Source organism: Cognataquiflexum nitidum, assembly GCF_022538055.1.
Taxonomy (GTDB): Bacteria; Bacteroidota; Bacteroidia; order Cytophagales; family Cyclobacteriaceae; genus Cognataquiflexum; species Cognataquiflexum nitidum.
In genome coordinates this window covers 16571-33377 of record NZ_JAKZAM010000029.1, presented here as the reverse complement: position 1 = coordinate 33377, position 16807 = coordinate 16571, and the positions used below count along the sequence as shown (strand labels likewise).

Below are 16807 nucleotides of genomic sequence, written 5' to 3'. Positions count from 1 at the left end.
AGAATGAGTGATATAGTAATCAAAGTAGAAAACATCTCAAAACAATACCGGCTGGGTACTGTGGGCACCGGTTCGCTGGCGCACGACCTGAACAGAACATGGTATAGGATGCGGGGAAAGGAAGATCCTTATTTAAAAATCGGGGAGGCAAACGACCGTACGGTAAAAGGAAGCAGCGAATATGTGTGGGCCTTAAAGGATATTAATTTTGAAGTAAAGCAAGGCGAGGTCCTTGGCATTATTGGCCGCAATGGCGCGGGCAAAAGCACCCTTCTTAAAATTCTGAGCCGAACTACCACGCCTACCACGGGCAAGATTAAAATTAAAGGACGTGTAGCTAGTTTATTGGAAGTGGGTACAGGCTTTCACCCGGAATTAAGCGGTAGGGAGAATATTTTTCTCAATGGCGCCATCCTGGGAATGACACGGCACGAAATAAAAAGTAAGTTTGATGAGATCGTGGACTTTGCAGGCGTGGAGCGTTACATTGACACGCCTGTAAAACGTTATTCTTCCGGTATGTATGTACGCCTAGCCTTTGGAGTGGCTGCACACTTGGAACCCGAAATTTTGATAGTAGATGAAGTGCTGGCAGTAGGGGACATTGAATTCCAGAAAAAAGCCTTGGGGAAGATGAAGGATGTTAGTACTAAAGAGGGAAGGACAGTTTTGTTTGTGAGCCATAATCTGTCAAGTTTAAAATCACTTTGCACAAAAGGGTTGTTGTTGATTAATGGAGAAGTTGTTTCCGAAGGGTCAATAAACTCTACGATCAATGAGTATGAAAAAAGGATTAGCAAGCGTTTGGACTCTCAATGGGTGAACAAGTTTGACAGAGATAATGCTATTTATCTTGATAGTGTATATATTCTTGATTCTGATCAGTTTCAGCGCACAAATTTTTTGACCTCAGAGGATGTATTTATTAAATTTAAAATTGAAGTTAAGCAGCCTCATAAGTATGTAAAAGTTGGATTCGATCTCATAAGAAATAATGAAATTGCATTCCGTAGTCAGCAGGTAGATGCGGGAAACATATCTTCATTTGATGTGGGTAAATTTTCACTTACCTGCGTAGTTCCAGGTAATTTATTAAATGAGGGTACTTACTCAGTAAAGCCCCAATTCTCGATTCATTGTGTAAAAAACTTAGTGACTACCGATGAATATGTCGCAGAATTTAATGTAAAAATGGATACGACGTTAACAGAATTCCATGCTGTCTTACATGAAAATAATCATCCTGGTAATCTCTTTCCAGTTCTAAAATGGGAAGTAATAGAAATTTAAATACCGTTTTAATTTTAATGATTTAAAATTTAATTCATCAATGATTAGTAAATTAAAGGATATAATAATTAAGTATGTTTTCCGAAACGTAGGAAGCGATAGAGTTAGTGACATCTTTATTGATAAAGGATTTATTTTAAATTTATTATCTCCGAACCCCATAATTATTGATTGTGGAGCACATATTGGTTCAGATTCAATAGAATTTGCAAAATATCCTGGAAGTACTATTTATGCATTTGAGCCTGTTCCTGAAGTGTATGAGCACTTAATTAATAATACCAAAAAATATCCAAATATTACTTGTTTTAATCTTGCATTAAGTGATTATGACGGAGTAGCCGAAATGTATATAAGTAGTGGGGCGTCTGATGGTTCAAGTTCATTGCTAAAACCAAAAACACATTTAACAGATCATCCGGATGTTTTTTTTAAGGAAGTTATAACAGTGAAGTGCAACAAAATAGATACCTGGGCTAAAGAGAATAATGTTTCAAAAGTGGATATGCTTTGGCTAGATATGCAAGGTTTTGAACAAAAAATGTTAACGGCATCAAAAGAAATATTCAATAGCGTACAGGTAATACATACGGAAGTTAGTAAACATGAATCTTATGAGGGTATCAAAAGTTATAAGGAATTTAAAAGTTTTTTTAGAAAAAATGGATTTAAACTTATTGTTGAAGCCATACCAAAAGGGTCTTATGGAGGCAATGTGTTATTTGTAAGAAATAAAAAAAATAAATGAAATTAGCTATTTCAGCCATGGTTGTTGGCTACAATGAAGACATATTCCTTCAAAAATGCCTTGATTCCATTTCATTTTGCGAAGAAATTATTTATATCGACCTTGGATCTTCAGACAATTCTATTGAAACTGCAAAACGTTTTGCCTCCAAGATAATTAAACGACCTATTGCTCCTTCTGGCGAATATATTCAATCTGAAGTCATTCATACTACCAAATATGATTGGGTAATTTTCATTGATCCTGATGAAGTTGTGGACATCACACTTGCGGCAAACATCATTTCATTGTTTACACAATTGAATAATCAAAGAAAAGTGGGTGCAATATTGGTTCCTTGGCAGTTTTATTTTAAAAAGCGAACCCTTAAAGGAACAGTTTGGGGAGGTGCTAACAAAAAATATCTTCTTGTTCATAAGAAGCGATTTATTTTTTTACCTATCACCCATTACGGACGAAAAGTTAAAGAAGGATATCAAACATTTGAAATTTCATACAATAAAGCGAGAACAAATATTTTACATCATTATTGGATGAACAGTTACAAGGTTTTTATTAAAAAGCACCAACGTTATTTGAAGAATGAAGCGCGTGACCAATTTAATACAGGTAAAAGAATGGGCATTAAAAAAGCCTTTCTAATGCCTTGGAATGCTTTTAAAGAAAGTTTCATTCACAAAAAAGGATATAAAGATGGTTGGATCGGTTTATTCCTTTCTGTGTTTTGGGCATACTACCAAACGAGTATTGCGGTTGGATTATTAAGAATTCAGAAAGAAAAATTAGGCTCTTGATTTTTCTTATAAGTTGAATAAAATTCGCCCAAAAATATCAATCATAACCCCATCCTTTAATCAGGGGCAATACATAGAACAAACCATACTGTCTATCATAGACCAGGATTACGATAATATAGAATTAATTGTGATTGATGGAGGCAGTACAGACGAAACAGTCTCCATTATAAAAAAATACGAAGACAGAATTGCCTATTGGGTGAGTGAACCAGACCGTGGTCAAGCTCATGCCATCAATAAAGGATTGGCTGTAGCCACCGGTATGATTTTTAACTGGATCAATAGTGATGATTACCTAGAGCCCGGTGCTTTAAAAGAAATCGCTGCAGCATTTTCAAAAGATCCTTCAAAGAAAATCATGTGTGGTTATACCCATTGTTTCTATAACCAAACCAGGGCAACCAGCCATACCTACAGAATGGGTTTTAAACAAACGGTAGCAGCAACGATTCTAAATGTAGAAATGAACCAGCCTGGTTCTTTTTACGGGATGGATGTGATTCGCTCACTGGGTGGCGTAAATGAAAGCCTGCGTTATGTTTTTGATGGTGAATTATGGTTCCGGTTTTTAAGCAAGTATAGTTTACAGGCTGTTGGCTATACAGATGCTCTTCTTGCCCATTTTCGTTTGCACGAAACATCGAAGAGTGTGGGTGAAGGTTTTTTTGAATTTTACAAAGAGTTTCTCAGTATTCATTTGTTCCTTGCTAAACAACTGCAGTTAATGCCGGCAATCATCGGTTACCTTGAAAACGATCAGTACATCGAGCGGTATGTGCCCGGTTACTGGGATTATACTTTTCTTGAAAAAGAAGCGCTGGAGAACATCTTTGCAGAAAAATATAAGTTCCTGTTATATAAAGATCGCTATTACGAAGTTGCACGAAAAGGGTTGCGTTATTACCGTATGCAAGCACAACAGGAACAGCGGCTGGAACATTTGAAACTGGGGGCAAAACTTTTATTGCCTGATCCGCTGATTGAATGGATACGCAAAATCAATAAAGGGAAACAGCATGGTTAAGCAGATCAGTGCATCCATGGGTTTGTTTGATAACCTCCTATTCAGGGTTGAGAGCAAGCTTCGTAAACGCAAACCGATTACAACCGCAACAGTACAGGACATTCCTGTTATTATTAATAATTTTAACCGGCTAGATTGTCTGCAACAGCAGGTAGCGTGGCTTGAACGGGCGGGGATGCGGCATATTTATATTATTGATAACGCATCTACTTACCCACCATTGCTTGCTTACTACCGCCAAACCCCATACACTGTTTTTTTGCTGAACCGGAATGTTGGTTTTATGGCGTTATGGAAAACGATTTTGTTCCAACGGTTCAGAAACGATTATTATATCTATACTGATCCGGACATCATCCCGATAGAGGAATGCCCTGTTGATGCAGTATATTTTTTTTATACACTGCTTCAGAAATATTCACAAGTTGAAAAAGTTGGATTTGGCTTAACAATTGACGATTTGTCTGATTACTACCCCTTAAAAGCAAAAGTGCAAGCATGGGAATCGAAATTCTGGAGCGAACCGGTTGAAGCGAATGTTTATGCTGCGCCGATAGATACCACTTTTGCCCTGTACCGCCCGGGCAGTATGGGGGGCTCCGAATTAAAGGCGCTTCGTACAGGCGGCTTGTACCGTGCCAGGCATTTGAGCTGGTACGTAAATCCCGGCCAGCTGCCCGAGGAGGAATTGTATTATATGCAACATGCAGGTAGTTCCAGTTCCTGGACGGCTGAATTGCTGGGCAAAGAACGTAACCTGAAGTATTAACATGCAGCTTGCCATTGTTATACCCGCCTACAAGGCAACATTTCTTGCTGCAACACTTCAATCACTGGCAGAGCAACAGGTACAAGATTTTCATGTATATATTGGTGATGATGCCAGCCCGGAAGCTATTGCTGATATCGTTACTCCTTTTCAACACCGTTTATCTATTACTTATAAGCGTTTTGATATAAACGAAGGTGGTAAGGACCTAACCCGGCACTGGAAACGTTGTATTGACATGGTCAAGGGGGAGCCCTGGATCTGGCTGTTACCTGATGATGATGTAGCAACGCTGGAATGTGTTGCCGTTTTTTTGCAAACTGCTCTGGCAGATAGCGAGCATCGTAAGCTCTACCGTTTCCAAACTTCACATATTAATACAAAGGGAGAGTTGTTGTTTAACACAACAACCTGCCCGCCACTGGAAAGCAACGCAGCATTTTTATTGAATAAACTTCGGTTTAAACGCAGCAGTTCGGTAGCTGAATATATTTTCTCGAGAAAAAAGTATAATTCAGTGGGTTGTTTTACTTCTCTTCCACTGGCATGGGGTAGTGATGACTGGTTATGGATTCAATTGTCGCAGGAGGATGATATCGTTACCTTACCTGCAGGTAGGGTTTTATTAAGGCAGAGCAATTTGAATATTTCGGCCAATACACAAGATTATACACAACAAAAATTTGAAGCCAAATACCGCTTTTTTGATTTACTGTTTGCAGACAAACAACTTTTAAAAAAAATAGAAAAACTGGTTTCCAAAGCAGAATTGATGAAAACGATTACTGAACATTTGTTTTTTGAATACCGTAGTTATAAACTTAGCTTTCTGAATAAAAATCTTTTCTTTTTTGCCAAAAGAAACAACCAAGTATTGGGTGGCGGAATCTTAAAAAATATATACAGACTTATTCGATATCAAATATCAAGTTTATGAATCAACAATTAAGTGATCAGATCGCGATCTTGATTTTGTTTTATAATAAAGTTGATCAGACTATCAGCTGTATCAATAGTTTCCTGCCCTCCGGCCAAGATATTTACGTTCTCAACAATGGTTCAGACCCAGTTCAGGAGAGGAGGCTTAGAAAATCTTTTGAGGGTAACAGTAAGGTCCATTTATTGAATGCAGGCTCAAATCTTGGTCCTGCAGGTGGTAGAAATTACCTCATAAGTCATACCACCCAACCTTGGCTTTTTTCTGTTGACAATGACATTCTTGTTAGTGATGAAAATCAATGGTATTCTAATTTTCTGCTTGAATTGAAAGAGTTTCCATCTGCTGAAGTTTTCTTACCCCAATTATTTAATAAGCACGAAAATGCCTTCGCTGATTATTTTCAAATGCAAATTAGAAATCAGAAAGTTTATGGTGTGATTACATCAGATATTGTTATAAATAACTTTCCTGCCGGAGCCGCTATTGTCTCAAGATCAGTATATGAAAAGCATGGTTTATATGATGAGAATTTATTTGCTTTTGAGGATTTTGAGTTAGCAATCAGGGTTTTGCTCAAGAACAAGGAGGCTTCCCTAAAATGTTACAGGCTCGGAAGTATTCAGCTTATTCATGATCATAAGTATCAAAAAAGCAAAATTGATAAATCAACTGTATTAGAGCGGTATAACCAGGAAAGAATGGCTCAGAGTTTCGAGTATCTAGTGAATAAGCATAATATATCGTTTGATCACGACTGGAATATTTGGACGCAGCTGCAGGTTAAAAAGATGATCACAAACCCAATGATACTTCATGGTGAGAGAATAATTAATAAGTTAAGTTCGCTTTTCTTTAAGGCAACGAAAAAAATTAGGGTAATCATATGGAATTTATCATTGCCAATTCGCATGGCAAAATCTGCAATTGAGAAAACTTGGAAGCCTCAAAGAAAGATACAGCTGGATGATTTGTTTCATAAACTAAGTGCTGACAGGTTTAGCTTTATCCAGATTGGAGCAAATGATGGTGTTACAAATGATAAACTACGGGTCTTTATTCTCAAGTATAATTGGCAAGGGATTCTCGTGGAACCAGTTCCATATGTTTATGAAAGACTAAAGTTTAATTATGATGGAGTAGATGGTTTAGCTTTTGAAAATTGTGCTATTTCTGAGAAATCCGGTGTAATGAAGTTTTATTCTATCGCCGAATATGATAGTAAGGGTAAAAGTCTTTTTCATGACTTTAGTGAATACAAAATAGATCAGCTAGGATCTTTTGATCGTGCAACTTTAATGAAGCACGCCTATATGCATCCTGAGTTCGAAACGATTATAAAAGAAATTGAAGTCCCCTGCCTTAGTTTTCATGATTTGATCAATAAATACCACATTAAAAAACTGGATCTTTTGTTAGTTGATGCTGAAGGTTATGATCATAAAATCATTCAATCAATTGATCTTGACTACTTTAATCCCAAAGTGATAATATTTGAGCATCATCATCTACGCAATAATGATTACAGAGAATTGGTTAAAAAGCTTATATGTAAATACGATTTATTTGTTCATGGATGGGATACCGTTGCCATTTTAAAGTAATTATTAATGATGAAAGGTGTACAGCCATCTAATTTTTGGCGTAAAGTGTCTGCTAAAACTATAGGCTTGGTTCAAAACATTGATAATGTTTCATTATTTGATGGTAAATATTCTGCTTTTGCGGATGATTTAATTGTTCAAAAATTAAGGGAGGACTGCATTAAATTCGAGTCCTTCGCATGTAATATTACTTTTAAAAATGTTTATGTAGAGCCGAGATTTTTTAGCGTTATTAAATTTCCTGCAACTATTATTGCTGAAAGTGAATTCTATGAATGGCAAAAACTTTCACTCAGAAAATATTTTCTAGCCGTATTTTTTAAAAAGCAACTATTGTTTAGTTATGAGGCGGTACTTTTTGATAATTTCATTGGGTTAAATTATTTTCACTTTTTTAATGATATCCTTCCAATAATTAAGTCCATCTATGACAAGAGTCTGGATGATAAAGAAATTTTGATTGGGGAAAGTTTGTATAACACAAAGTGGTTTCAATATTGCTTAAATAATGAGTTAGTCGCACGATTGAAATGGAAAATTGTTTCACAATCGGAATATCTAAGGGTCAATAAATTACATTTCCTTCGTGTGCAACCTTATAACATTGAGAGCTACAATTTCGCTAGAAAATTATTTCAGACAATAGATGTTTATAGACCGTCTGAGAAGCTAAAAGTTTTCGTTAATCGACCCGTTGAAGAAAGCAGGCACATCAATAATTTGAATGAACTATTGGATGTTTTACATGAAAGAGGATTTTTAATAGTCAACCTTGCTGAGTTGAATATAGCTGAACAAATACGATTATTCAAAAAGTCTGAGATAATTGTTGGGCCACATGGTGCTGGATTAACAAATATTATCTTTTCTGATTATGCCAATGTAAAGTTGCTTGAGGTGTTTCCTAAGAATTTTGTTTCTGCGCATTATTATTGGATGTCATCTGTTTTAGGTATACGTTATGCAGCTATATCAGGCTCTGAACTTAAAAATAGTCCTCAGGGTATATCCAGTTTTAGTGTAGATGTAGCCGAATTTGAACGTATACTTGTTGATCTTTTGGCGTGCTAATAATACTTGAAATAGTTTAATAGAATTTGAACATTCTCTTAGTCAGTTACGAGTTTCCCACTCACATGAATACCGGAGGTATTGGTTCTTACATGTATCATCAAGCCAAACTATTGAGTAAGGCTGGTCATAGTGTAACGGTTTTTTCTGCTACCTTGAAGGAAGGCTCTGTGAAATATGAGGATACAGGATATTGTATAAATTATGTCTTCCACGCTCCAACTTTGAAAGATTTCAGGGAAGCTGTCCGTGATTTTTTTCATACCTATATAAAGACCGAACGGGTTGATATTATTGAAAGTCCCGAAGTGGGCGCCTGTGCGCTGGGTATTAAAGAAGATTATCCTGAGATTCCACTGATGGTGAGGCTGCATACTCCAGGCGTTGTAATTACTAAAGTTTCCAATACCCATCAGCCCTTTCTTACAAAACTGAGATTTGTAATGGGGGCACTTAGGAGAGGCAGACTGGATCTCGGCTACTGGTCTAAAACAGACAAAAACAGGGCAGCTGATCCGGAATATAAAATCTGCCTCTTGGCAGATCAATTGGTGTCTCCGTCTAAAGCCCTTGGAGATTACCTGCGCCGTTATTGGCAGTTAAACAAAGAGATCAAAATTGTTCCCAATCCTTTCCATGCCGATGCGGATCTGTTTCATTTTCCGATTGAAGGTCGTGAAAAACTGATTTGTTTTGTGGGAAAGCTCACTGTGTTAAAAGGCATGTTCACGCTTACTGAGGCTTTAAAAGTAATTTTAAAGCAGCATCCCGATTTCCGGATCGTGTTTGCCGGTCGGGATGAAGTCGTTTCGGAAATCATACCCTCGATGCGAGCATGGATGGCAGCAGAACTCAAAGATGTCATTGATAGGGTTGCATTCACTGGCGCCCTTAACAGGCAGGAGGTAAAGGCATTGATGGGAAATAGCAGAGTGTGTGTGGCGCCCAGCCTCTGGGAAAATTATCCCACGGTGGTACTCGAGGCCATGGCTGCCGGCGCCGCTGTGGCAGCGGCCAGCAGGGGAGGCATCCCTGAAATAATTGCAGATGGTAAAACCGGGTATTTGTTCGATCCCATTCGCCCGGCAGACATTGTTCGGGCCGTGAAACAACTGATTGCTGTAGATGCTGAGAGCCTGAGAATAGCTGATGCGGCCAGGCAATGGGTATCTAATTCGCAACCCGAAGTGGAACAGCGTATTCTCGATTTGTATCAATCTTTGGCCAAGCATTAAAGGAATGAAGCAAACATTACCTGTTAAAATTTTCCACTTTCATAACGGGACTGGCGGCGGTGTTCTCTCGGTAATCCGTAACCTGCTGGCATACCGTCAGCACCCGGAAATTGAGAACCATGTGATTTATACGATCAATAGGGAGCAGATACCTGTTTACAAACTACCGGGTTTAAAAGGAGCTGTCAGTGAACAGGTTTTTTACTTCAGTCCGAAATGGAATTTCTATCATACATGCAGGCAGTTGGCTAAATTGTTACCGGATGATAAAGCAATTATTGTAGCCCATGACTGGCTTGAACTTGGGATGGTGAGTAATCTTGGTTTACAGAATCCGGTGGTGCACTATGTTCACGGTGCCTATGATTACTATTATTCACTAGCAGTGATGCATTCTCCTTGGATTGATAATTATATCGTTGTAGCACAGCAAATTGCGGATGAGTTAACTATGAGCCTGCCGGAGCGCAAAAGCGCCATACACTATTTAAAATTTCCTGTACCGGATTTCAAATGCGAGGAGAATAATAAATATTCGGGGTTTCATGTTGTATTTGCAGGGCGTTGTGAAGATGCAAAAGGATATTCATTGTTGCCGGAAATTGAAAAAAAATTACAGATTAAAGGTGTAAGAGTCCATTGGCACATTGTGGGAGAGGGGTCAACGGATGTCAAAAAGCAGCAAATATGGCCTGCTGAAAGCAATATTCATTTTTATGGAAACCTTGCAAATGAGGAGTTGCTAAAACTCCTTTGCCAAGTTCATGTGCTTATATTGCCTTCACTAGCGGAAGGAATGCCTGTTTCTGTAATTGAAGCCATGAAAGCAGGAGCTGTTCCATTGGTAAATGATATTCCGGGAGGGGTGCAGGAGTTAATACCCAACGGTCAAAGGGGATTTAAGATACAGAATAATAATCCGGAAATTTATGCTTTACATTTTGCGAACATGTATCATAAAGCCTGGGAATGGAAAAGATTATCAGTCGAAGTAAAAAAATATACTAACGAGCATTTTGATCCAAAATCAAATACTGGAAAAATCGAGGATCTTTTGAAGGATACAATAAAGAGATCAAAGATAAAGACTCCCCAGAAAGTCTATGGCAGCAAGCTTGATGAACCATGGCTTCCTAATTTTTTTGTGAATAGTTTCAGGGGATTTTTCTAAATCTTTTACGACCCTAATCTTATCAATTTAAAAAACTAATGATAGAAAAGCCGCTAGTTTCTGTACTTATGACGGCCTATAACCGTGAAAAATATATTGCCGAAGCCATTGAAAGTGTGCTGCGGTCAACATATAGAAATTTTGAACTTATAATAGTTGACGACTGCTCGCTTGATAAAACGTTTGAAATCGCTAAAGCATATGAAGAGGCAGATGCACGAATAAGAGTATACCATAATACACATAATCTAGGCCAGTTTCCCAATCGTAACAAAGCTGCTAGTTTAGCAAAGGGAATGTTCTTGATGTGTGTAGATTCAGATGATACGATTAATATTGATGGAATTGAAAATGTCTTAAATGCCATGTTGAGATTTCCTGATTGTTCATTTGGTATGTATTGGACATACACAAAAGGAGAGGCGTTTGCACTCTCATCTAGAGAGGCAATTCATAAACATTTTTTTATACAACCATGTTTAATGATGGGGCCTGGTGGCACGATCATTAAAAGAGAGTATTTTAATGCTATAAAAGGTTACCCATACAAATACGGAGTACCGGGAGATTTGTTTTTTAATTTGAAAGCTGCTTCGCAGTCACCTGTTGTAATGTTACCATTTGATTTTATGTTTTACCGACGACATGAAGGACAGGAAATCAATAACCAATCGGATTATTTATTCTACGGGTATACATATTTGCGGGATGCACTTCAAGAATTGGATTTGCATTTGTCTAAAAAACAAGTGAAATGGCTACAAAATAAAAATAAACGTCGTTTCTTAGTAAACATAATCAAAACGTTTGCTAAGACTGGCAATTGGAATAAAGTTAAAACCGCATTGCGAGTTACAAACTTTCGAATAAAAGACGCTATTATCGCTGTATTTCAATAGGCCTCTAAATTGTTAGAATCTCCAGTGTTAGACACCAAAATTTCTAAACGGTATCCTGTTAAGTAGGGTCCTGCGAATGACATGTATTTTAATTTAAAGGCAGCAACGTTAGGACCTATCCTTATGCTTCCGTTTACATTCAATTATTACCGTATTCACGAAGGACAGGAACAGAATAACAAATACAGTTATCTCTATAACAATTTTAATTACCTGCGTGATGCGTTGCAGGAGCTTGATCTGCCCCTAAGTGAACAACAAAAGAACTGGTTGATAAATAAAAACAGGCGACGATTTTTGGTCAATTTTATTAACTATTGCAGGCAGTCGAAAAACTTATCTAAGGCATTTGCTGCAAGAAAGCTTGCAAACTTTGGTTTTGCAGACCTGTGCAAAGCAATCGCTCACCCTTCTTTATAATTGATTTTTGCTCGTATCCATCATTATTCCTCTTTATAACTGTGCTGATTCCTTTCAGCGTACGATGCAATCTGTATTGGCACAAACCTATAATTCGATTGAAGTGATTTTAGTTGATGACGGATCAACCGATAAGAGTTACGATGCAGCAAAGCAATACGAAAGCAACCGGGTATTTGTGCTGCAACAAAAAAATGCAGGAGCGGCCGTTGCACGTAATACAGGATTGGCTATTGCCAAAGGCGACTACATCCAGTTTCTGGATGCAGGAGATGTGTTAGGGGAAAGTAAGATCACTGTACAGGTGAGGGCCTTGCAAGTCCAACCCAGAAAAGTGGCTGTAAGTACGTACAAACAGTTTACAACCAAAGAAGAAATAGCGAATGGAGTTTATCCAGATCAGTCTGATTTTATTTATTCTTCAGATGATCCACAGGATTTCCTGGTCAATCTATGGGGTGAAAAGGGACATCTGAACTTTATTCAAACCAATTGCTGGCTGGTGCCACGTGCCCTCATCGAAAAAGCAGGCCACTGGCGCAACTATCGCTGCCCGGATGATGACGGTGAATTCTTTGCCAGGGTGCTACTAGCCAGTGATGGTATCGTCTATACTCCCGGGGTTTATAACTATTATCATATTGCCCCAGGTGGTCAGAACCAGTTAAGCAGAAGTACAAACAGGAAATACCTGATGAATACCCTTCTCACCATTGCGCTGAAGCATGATTACCTTAAGGCTTATGGTGCCCATTCCCGTCTGAACAGTGCCATTGCAGCTCAGTATTATCGGTTTGCCATCGATATGTTCCCTACTCAAAAGCGGCTTTCGGCCATTGCCTGGCGGCGGTTTAAAGCATTTCGGGAAAAACCTCCCAAGCTGGTGCTTGGAGGCTTTTTGATTCAAATTATTGCAAAGCTTTTCGGTTGGCGAACAGCCCGCCTAGTCCGATATTACCTGCGGGGTTCCTGAGGAAGCCTGATCTTTTTCCAATTTCAGCCAAGATAGCCGCCCTACGGGCAACCAAAGAATTGTGCTTGGCGGTTGATCACGGCGTATCTATTTGTTTTTTATTTATTTTCAGTTTTAGGATTCTGAACCAAGAATAATTTACAACATATAGATGTGATTAAATTAATTTTAAGGCAACAAAGTATGAACGAAGTAGGTGCTGATACAGAATTATATTTTTTTATAATCAAAAACTAAATTGAATTTTGATACATAAAAATCTATTGTTTCTCACCACCTCCAGTTTGGCAGCAAATCCCCGGTTGGTCAAGGAGTTTGAATTTTTGATAAAATTCCATAGGTGTACAGTGGTTTGTTTTATCCATCAAGATTGGTCGGAAACCCTTTCAAAAGAAATTATAAACCGTAATCCAACAGTGGATTTTGTGGTGATTGACCGGAAATCAAAGATCTTTTTAACCCTTTGGTCTAAATTTCTGCACAAATTTGCAATCCTAATTAATCCTTTGTTTAAGCAAAATAGCACTATAGCTGCCTTTGCCAGCAATGATAAGACTCCACAGGTTCTTTGGAAAGTAAGACAGTTGTGCAGGCAGCAGAAATTTGATGCAGTTATTGCCCATAATTTGGGTGCTTTTTATCCGGCCATTAAAGTTACTCAGTGGCAAAAATCTCATTTACAGTTAGATGTAGAAGATTTTTATCCCGGAGAGGCACTTTACTTCAACAAAGCCCATGAAACTGATAACCGGCACACGATAATGCAATTTAGTTTTAGGCAAGCTGATAACATCACCTATGCCTCGGAAGGCATCGCATCCGAATGCCAAAATGCCTATCAGATACCAAGCAAAGTAAGACAATCCACGATTTTAAACAGTTTCCCTGAATTGGATTTTGTCAAACCACAACCTAAATCTGAACGGATCATGAAGTGTGTTTGGTTTTCTCAACACATAGGTTCTAATCGTGGCCTGGAACAGGTATTTGAAGCCGCTAAATTATTTCCCGAGATGGAGTTTCATTTGGTGGGAAATTCCAACAGTGCTTATCTCGAAAGGAAAGAGATTGGCAATAATGTAAAATTGCATCCGGTGATGCCTCAGTCTGAACTGCATGGATTTTTAGAGACTATGGATGTGGGACTTGCTTTGGAAAATCCCAGAGCTGATATAAACCGGGATATTTGTTTGACAAATAAAATTTTGGCTTATGCCCAAGCCGGTCTTTATATTTTAGCAACCCAGACACAAGGGCAGCAAGCATTTTTAAATTCCTTACCCTATCATGCAGGCCTTCTTTTGGAAAAAGATTTGAAGGATGCTCTTTTCAAATTGAATCCTGAATTCCTGAAAATAGAAAAGAAAACATTGCGTTGGGAAATGGCTAAGGCGTTTTCTTGGGAACAAGAGCAACAAAAGTTAATTACATTACTTAATTAGTGAAAACCCTTTTAATCATTTATCCCCATTGGGTTCCTGCCAATCTCGCCGGTGTGCAGCGCCCGAGATTGATAGGGAATTACTTGATGGAATTGGGTTGGAAACCGCTGCTGCTTACCGTGGACCCCCATTACTATGAGGAACCTATCGATCCCTTGATGGAAAGAACCGTATCTCCTGATATAGAAGTTATTTACGCCAAAGCGTACAAAGTAACCAAACCGAGAATAATAGGCGATATTGGTTTGAGGGCTTTTCCCTTTCTCAAAAAAGCAGCCCTACAAATTTGCCGTGAGCGTTCCATAGATTTTATCTTAATTCCTATCCCATCCTTTTACACAGCTCTATTGGGCAGGCAGCTTCACGATATCACGAGTATCCCCTATGGCATTGATTACATTGACCCTTGGGTGCATGATATTACCAATCAAAGCAACCTGAGGGCAAAACTCAGTCAGATCCTTGCAAAAATACTGGAACCCTATGCAGTGAAGAAAGCCGCCTTGATCTCCGGGGTGTCCACGGCATATTATTGGCCGGTGATTCAGCGGAATTTTAAAACCCCTCCCGTGCATGTGGGCATGCCCTATGGTTTTGACCCCAATGATCATGAAATTGAATTGAAAGGTTTACTGTATCCGTGGGAAGAGGATGGCGACTGCAAACCTTGGATCTATGCAGGGGCTTTTTTGCCAAATGCGCACTTGTTTCTCCAATCCTTCTTTCAAGCGGTAGCCCATTTGCGGAGTGCAGGAAACTGGGATAAGCGAATCCGCCTCTATTTTGTGGGCACGGGACCTTATCCTGCCAAGCGAATTACGGCTTATGCCAAAGAGTATGGTCTGGAGGATATTGTGAGAGAAAATAGAGATCGCTTTCCCTTTTTGCATATTCTGAATTTCCTGGCGAAGGCAGACCGGGTGTTGTTGATCGGAAGTACCGAGCAGCACTATACCGCCTCCAAGACCTTTCAGTGCCTGCTGAGTAAGCGTCCGATGTTGGCGATGCTGCATGAGAAGAGTTCTGCAGTGGACGTGATCCGGGAAACAGGAGCTGATGAATTTTTAATGTCCTACCAGGACGGTGACTTGGCTGCAAATTTGGTAGAAAAGCTTACTCCTTTGGTAATGAATTTTCAAAAAGAGACCGACTGGAAAATTGACTTGCAACCTTTGGAGAAATATACCGCAAAGGCATCGGCCACTGCCTTGATGAACGCAATGGAGGAAGTGCTGTTGATCAGACAAGTAAAAAGACGAGGAGTGAAATGAAAAAACTCGCCATCGTCAGCACCCATCCAATCCAGTACAATGCGCCTTGGTTTCGGCTGTTGTCCGAAAGGACGAATATTCAGGTTAAGGTTTTTTATACTTGGAGTCAAAGGCAAACGCAGTTTTTTGATGTGAGTTTTGGAAAGGAGATCAAGTGGGATATCCCCTTGTTAGAAGGCTATGATTACGAGTTTGTTGATAATATTTCAAAAAAGCCAAGTTCTTCGCATTTTCAGGGAATTGATTGCCCCATGCTTATTTCTACCATAGAATCCTTCTTTCCTGATACAATTTTGGTCTTTGGCTGGAATCTCAAAAGCCACCTGAAAGTTTTACGCCATTTTAAGGGTAAGGTAAAGCTATGGTTTCGGGGAGATTCAACCTTATTGGACGAAAGCAAAGGATTCAAAACCCTTCTCCGTCGGATTCTGTTGACATGGGTCTACAGTCATGTCGACAAGGCACTTTATGTAGGGGCAGCCAACAAAGCATATTTTTTAAAACATGGGATAAAAGAAGTAGACTTGTTGTCCGCTCCTCATGCGATAGATAATTACAGGTTTGCAGACGACGAAACGAAGCAGTATGCAGAAAAAGCCAAAAATTGGCGTGCTGGATTAGGGTATTTATCAGAGGATATAGTGGTGTTGTTTGCCGGCAAGTTTCATTCAGTAAAGCGGCCGGAATTTTTGATCAAGGCGATCATTGAAGCTAATATCAAACGTGCGAATCCCCTTCAGTTGCTTTTTGTTGGGAATGGACCGATGAAAGATCAGTTAAAAGATCTGGCCCGTCCTTATAACTTTATTAAGTTTATTCCTTTTCAAAATCAAAGTCAAATGCCTTTGGTGTATAGATTGGGGGAAATTTATTGTTTACCCTCAAAAAGTGAGACTTGGGGCTTGGCGGTCAATGAAGCAATGGCTTGTGGGATTCCTGTGATAGTGACCGATAAAGTGGGCTGTGCAAGGGATTTAGTAAAAGAAAATGAAAATGGATTTGTGATCAAACACAATCAACAACCTGAGTTTGAAAAATTACTTACCGGACTTTCTTTACCAGTCCTCAAACAAATGGGTGAGGCAGCACAAAAGAATATTCAAAAATGGTCATTTGATGCCATAGTCAAAGAAATTGAAAGAGGTTTAGATTAATC

Annotated in this window: 16 protein-coding genes; all 16 read left to right on the top strand. The window is 38.9% G+C overall.

Annotated elements, in window-relative coordinates; genetic code table 11:
* The first annotated feature begins 3 nt into the window (after positions 1 to 3).
* Positions 4 to 1290 carry an ABC transporter ATP-binding protein gene (locus tag MMU07_RS17315; protein ID WP_241127731.1) on the top strand — a complete coding sequence of 429 codons (1287 nt, stop codon included), beginning with the start codon at positions 4 to 6 and terminating at the stop codon, positions 1288 to 1290.
* Positions 1291 to 1330: 40 nt separating this feature from the next.
* On the top strand, positions 1331 to 2038 hold the full coding sequence (locus tag MMU07_RS17310) for an FkbM family methyltransferase (protein ID WP_241127730.1): 708 nt from the start codon (positions 1331 to 1333) through the stop codon (positions 2036 to 2038).
* Positions 2035 to 2832, top strand: coding sequence for a glycosyltransferase family protein (locus MMU07_RS17305; protein ID WP_241127728.1), 798 nt, complete (start codon positions 2035 to 2037; stop codon positions 2830 to 2832). Before MMU07_RS17310 ends, MMU07_RS17305 begins: the two co-directional genes overlap by 4 nt.
* A 13-nt stretch (positions 2833 to 2845) precedes the next feature.
* The gene (locus MMU07_RS17300; RefSeq protein ID WP_241127726.1) at positions 2846 to 3859 is read left to right on the top strand and encodes a glycosyltransferase family 2 protein; all 1014 of its coding nucleotides are present in this window, start codon (positions 2846 to 2848) and stop codon (positions 3857 to 3859) included.
* Positions 3852 to 4628, top strand: coding sequence for a glycosyltransferase family 2 protein (locus MMU07_RS17295; RefSeq protein ID WP_241127724.1), 777 nt, complete (start codon positions 3852 to 3854; stop codon positions 4626 to 4628). The genes MMU07_RS17300 and MMU07_RS17295 overlap by 8 nt, the downstream gene beginning before the upstream one ends.
* Before the next feature lies 1 nt (position 4629).
* Positions 4630 to 5565, top strand: a complete 936-nt coding sequence (locus MMU07_RS17290; RefSeq protein WP_241127722.1) for a glycosyltransferase family 2 protein — start codon at positions 4630 to 4632, stop codon at positions 5563 to 5565.
* Entirely contained in the window at positions 5562 to 7169 is a 1608-nt protein-coding gene (locus MMU07_RS17285) for an FkbM family methyltransferase (RefSeq protein ID WP_241127720.1), read from the top strand. The genes MMU07_RS17290 and MMU07_RS17285 overlap by 4 nt, the downstream gene beginning before the upstream one ends.
* 6 nt (positions 7170 to 7175) lie before the next feature.
* Positions 7176 to 8240 (top strand): glycosyltransferase family 61 protein, encoded by a 1065-nt coding sequence (locus MMU07_RS17280; protein WP_241127719.1) that lies wholly within the window; start codon positions 7176 to 7178, stop codon positions 8238 to 8240.
* Positions 8241 to 8305: 65 nt separating this feature from the next.
* On the top strand, positions 8306 to 9475 hold the full coding sequence (locus tag MMU07_RS17275; RefSeq protein ID WP_241127717.1) for a glycosyltransferase family 4 protein: 1170 nt from the start codon (positions 8306 to 8308) through the stop codon (positions 9473 to 9475).
* Positions 9476 to 9479: 4 nt separating this feature from the next.
* Positions 9480 to 10646, top strand: a complete 1167-nt coding sequence (locus tag MMU07_RS17270; RefSeq protein WP_241127715.1) for a glycosyltransferase family 4 protein — start codon at positions 9480 to 9482, stop codon at positions 10644 to 10646.
* Between the two features lie 38 nt (positions 10647 to 10684).
* A complete protein-coding gene (locus MMU07_RS17265; RefSeq protein ID WP_241127710.1) occupies positions 10685 to 11545 on the top strand; it encodes a glycosyltransferase family 2 protein in 861 nt (286 codons plus the stop codon).
* An 81-nt stretch (positions 11546 to 11626) separates the two neighbouring features.
* Complete coding sequence (locus tag MMU07_RS17260; RefSeq protein WP_241127708.1) at positions 11627 to 11965, top strand: hypothetical protein; 339 nt, start codon at positions 11627 to 11629, stop codon at positions 11963 to 11965.
* A gap of 7 nt (positions 11966 to 11972) precedes the next feature.
* Positions 11973 to 12938, top strand: a complete 966-nt coding sequence (locus MMU07_RS17255; RefSeq protein WP_241127706.1) for a glycosyltransferase family 2 protein — start codon at positions 11973 to 11975, stop codon at positions 12936 to 12938.
* Positions 12939 to 13285: 347 nt separating this feature from the next.
* Positions 13286 to 14380 carry a glycosyltransferase family protein gene (locus MMU07_RS17250; protein WP_241127704.1) on the top strand — a complete coding sequence of 365 codons (1095 nt, stop codon included), beginning with the start codon at positions 13286 to 13288 and terminating at the stop codon, positions 14378 to 14380.
* Entirely contained in the window at positions 14380 to 15651 is a 1272-nt protein-coding gene (locus tag MMU07_RS17245; RefSeq protein WP_241127702.1) for a glycosyltransferase family protein, read from the top strand. Before MMU07_RS17250 ends, MMU07_RS17245 begins: the two co-directional genes overlap by 1 nt.
* Positions 15648 to 16805 carry a glycosyltransferase family 4 protein gene (locus MMU07_RS17240; RefSeq protein ID WP_241127700.1) on the top strand — a complete coding sequence of 386 codons (1158 nt, stop codon included), beginning with the start codon at positions 15648 to 15650 and terminating at the stop codon, positions 16803 to 16805. Before MMU07_RS17245 ends, MMU07_RS17240 begins: the two co-directional genes overlap by 4 nt.
* Positions 16806 to 16807: the final 2 nt, after the last annotated feature.